This is a genomic window from Virgibacillus carmonensis (genome assembly GCF_057836705.1).
On the sequence record NZ_JBYQFJ010000065.1, the window covers coordinates 1 to 3,754 of the forward strand.

Sequence of the window (3,754 nt, forward strand, 5' to 3'; positions counted from 1 at the left end):
ACCGATGATCGGAACCATTTTTAAGTTATTTTTGGCTAGTTATGTCCCAGCCTCGATAAGAGTACTATTAGCGATATTAAAAAGTGGTCTGAAGAAAAACTATTGATGACAATCCGAAGACAATTAGAAAATTACCGTCCTAAAAAGGTTAGGCGAAAAAGGATTGACAAGGGTAACGGAAAGTATAGACCCCTTGGTATCCCTTGTATTTTGGACCGCATTATCCAACAAAGTTTCAAACAGGTGCTTGAACCGATTGCGGAAGCTAGATTCTATAACCATAGTTACGGTTTTAGACCTCTCCGTTCGGCACACCATGCCATGGCAAGAGTCCAACAACTTATCAATTTATCCCACTTTCATTATGTGGTTGATGTTGATATTAAATCAAGACCGAAAAGTATTAGCCTGTATCGGCAGAATGCTGAAAGCTGAAATAGATGGAGAAGGCATACCTATACAAGGCGTGCCTCAGGGCGGTCTGTTGTCAACTTTATTGGCAAACATCGTACTAAACGACCTTGACCAATGGGTTGCTGGACAGTGGGAATTATTCCCATTGTCTAAACCCTATCAATCCAAGGGTGGAGAAAGACAAGCTAGAAAACGCACTTCTCTCAAAGAAGGTTATCTCGTTCGTTATGCGGATGATTTTAAAATTCTTTGTAAGGACGGTAAAACGGCACAAAGATGGTATCATGCCGTAAGGCTTTACCTTAAAGACCGTTTGAAATTAGATATTTCGCCAGAAAAATCACAAGTTGTGAACCTACGGAAACGTGAATCTGAATTTTTAGGTTTCACTATCAGTGCTGATAAAAAACGTAAAAAGAGAGTTGCGCGTACCGGCATTAAAGTCGATAAAAAGCGTAATATCAAAGACGAAGCGCGAAAACTGATTCGAAAAATGAGATCTTCGCCTTCGGCTCTTAATGCGTTATTATTTAACAGCTTTGTGTTAGGAATTCATCAGTATTTCAAAAGAGCCACTAAGGTCAATACCGAGTTCTCGCGTCTCGCCTATGATTTAGGTGCGTTCATGTATAATCATCTTAGACCAGTAGGCAAATATGGTCGTCCATCTAATCCGCCACCGACATATAAGAAGATGTATCGTCATAGCTTTAAAACATTTCGAATAGCGGGTGTCTATTTATTTCCGCTGGCGGATGTGAAAACGGTAAATACCATCGGGTTTACTCCGGCAATGACGCCTTTCACCAGAGAAGGCAGGAAAATGATGTACGATAAGCTACACCCAGATATTCAGTCGGAAATTGGTGTGCTAATGAAATCAACACTACCGAATCGAAGTGTTGAGTACATGGATAATAGAATCAGTCGATATAGTATGAAAATGGGAAAATGCGAAATCACAGGCACTGAAGTGCCCGCATCAAATGTCCATTGTCATCACTATTTACCATTAAGCCTTGGTGGAAGCGACCGATTCAATAATCTCCGAATTCTCCATGAAGATATACACCGACTGGTTCATATGAAGGATAAAAAGATGATTAAAGAACTTATAAAGAGATTTCAACTTACAGGAGCGATGATTGAAAAAGTCAATCGTTTTCGTGATAAATGTAAGCTTGAAACTATCTAAAAAATCTCAAACATGAAGTAACGAGGAACTTATAATCGAGTAAATTACGTTAGATGGAACTCGGAATGCGGGGAAACTTGCACGTTCCGTGTGGAGCAGGGGAAAAGCTGGAGATAACTTCAAATGCTTACCTATTGCTGACGATTGTAGAGTAAGAGTTTATTGAACTAAAGTGGCAGTTATTTCAAAATACGTACATTATTTATGATAAGATAAACATGTTGCGCGAAATATTGGAATGTTTATAAGGGGGGGATTAGTGTGACTGTTTACTCACATATACCTGAGGGTTATGAATGTCCATTTTGTAGGGTGGTTTCGGGTATTGAAAGACCTAATAAAGGAACGAAGCAAAACGATATTATTTATCAAAACGAACATGTAACAGCTTTTATTGCTAGCAAGTGGTGGCCAAATAATAAAGGGCATGTTCTTGTTGTTCCTAATCAACACTTTGAGAACATATATGAACTTCCTTCAGACTATGCTGCTGAAATTCATCATGCTGCCCAGTTGACAGCCTATGCAATGAAAAATACATACAATTGCGATGGTATCTCCACGCGGCAACATAATGAGCCTGCTGGTAATCAAGATGTATGGCATTACCATCTTCATGTTTACCCAAGATATGAAAACGATCAACTCTATTTGACGAAAGGTTGTCAAACTACGCCAGATGAACGTCTTACTTATGCTGGGAAATTAAGATCGTGGATCAGGAATACTTAGCAACTGAAAGTGTGGAAATACATATAGGGGTGAAATAAAGTGATACATCAAATGGGGTTATATGGAGAGTATTTCAATTCAATTAAAACAGGAAAAAAGATGGTAGAGGTACGCTTAAACGATGAAAAGAGAAGAAAGGTCAAAGTTGGCGATACCATTGAATTTATAAGAGTTCCTGAACGAACTGAAACATTAAAAGTTCAAGTTACAAAATTAAGGAAATATGATACTTTTGAAAAAATGTATAGGGATATTCCGTTTGAAGATTTAGATTGTGAAGGCTGGACAATGCAAGAAATTGTTGAAGGAACTTATGAAATCTATAACTAGAACAAGAAAAACAATGGGGAACATTAGCTATTACAATTAAATATTAAAGCCGAAGTTATTCAACTAAAGGGCGCTTTTCTGGAATAAGATTAGCGCTCACTTTTCATTTAAAGGGCCATTTTGTTGAAAATCTTTTCCGAAGATAGCTGGATGTTTATGTTAAAGTATAATAGAGGTTGTGAACGAATGTACTTAATTTTAAAGGCCGGTTTCTATAAGGAAAAGTGTATTCTAACTGAATGCCAAAACGGAAAGTTCTTAAGAGGAGTGTTTATATGGATGTTAGTAATCCAGTAGGTTTTTGGAATAGATTTGGAGCAAATATTCTGGATTCAATTATTATAATTATGGTGATTGGGCTCATTTCATTACCACTATACGGTCAATTTTTTAGTGAATTTTATCGTCCTATTGATATATTAGGTCCCCTATATACCTTGATATTACCTGTTATCTGGTACGGATATACATTAGGAAGAAGAGTGTTAGGGAATCGTATTGTCAGAGTAAATGGGGAAAAAGTAGGTATTGGCACCATGCTAATGAGGTATTTGGTGGCAGGAATTGTGTATGTTGTCACTTTAGGAATTGGGTTAATAGTAAGTGCCTTTATGGTAGGATTAAGAGAAGATAAACGTTCAATTCACGACTTTATTGCAGGAACTTATGTGACTTATGACCCTCCGGAAAGCCCATAGCTGAATATAAAACAAGGGACAAACCCTTGAGGTGAAACACATGGGAAAACAAAATGTAACGGAAAGAAAGAACACTCAGAAGTTCTGTGCTTATTATGTTTTGGTTTTATTGGATTACTTTATTAGTGTATTCGATTTTTCATGTGGCAAATACGGTAGAATTAGGGACTCCATTTATAATTCTAATGACTGGATTAATTATCTTTTTCACTAGTAACCGTATTCGTAAAGGAAATTGAAATAAACTGATAGGTGTAATTTATATAGATAACATGTGCCTTCAGTTACATATTATATTCAATCTGCAAGAAACGGGCGCGTTTCTGTAATAAAGGAATTGAAATTCACTTTTTAGATAACAAAAAAGGAGAGTGATTTTCCTCCT

Annotated in this window: 3 protein-coding genes and 1 pseudogene; all 4 read left to right on the forward strand. The window is 36.9% G+C overall.

Features of this window, described 5'->3' with window-relative positions; genetic code table 11:
- Positions 1 to 222: 222 nt before the first annotated feature.
- Positions 223 to 1,609, forward strand: a pseudogene (locus AC3G7N_RS20385) (group II intron reverse transcriptase); the annotation flags it as partial.
- Positions 1,610 to 1,870: 261 nt separating this feature from the next.
- Complete coding sequence (locus AC3G7N_RS20390; protein ID WP_489423999.1) at positions 1,871 to 2,341, forward strand: HIT family protein; 471 nt, start codon at positions 1,871 to 1,873, stop codon at positions 2,339 to 2,341.
- A gap of 39 nt (positions 2,342 to 2,380) precedes the next feature.
- A complete protein-coding gene (locus AC3G7N_RS20395; protein ID WP_489424000.1) occupies positions 2,381 to 2,671 on the forward strand; it encodes an ASCH domain-containing protein in 291 nt (96 codons plus the stop codon).
- A gap of 275 nt (positions 2,672 to 2,946) precedes the next feature.
- The gene (locus AC3G7N_RS20400) at positions 2,947 to 3,369 is read left to right on the forward strand and encodes an RDD family protein (protein WP_489424001.1); all 423 of its coding nucleotides are present in this window, start codon (positions 2,947 to 2,949) and stop codon (positions 3,367 to 3,369) included.
- Positions 3,370 to 3,754 lie beyond the last annotated feature (385 nt).

Bases quoted from the DNA above. Each gene is read 5' to 3' on its own strand.
- AC3G7N_RS20400 (WP_489424001.1), top strand. From the start codon at position 2,947: ATGGATGTTAGTAATCCAGTAGGTTTTTGGAATAGATTTGGAGCAAAT.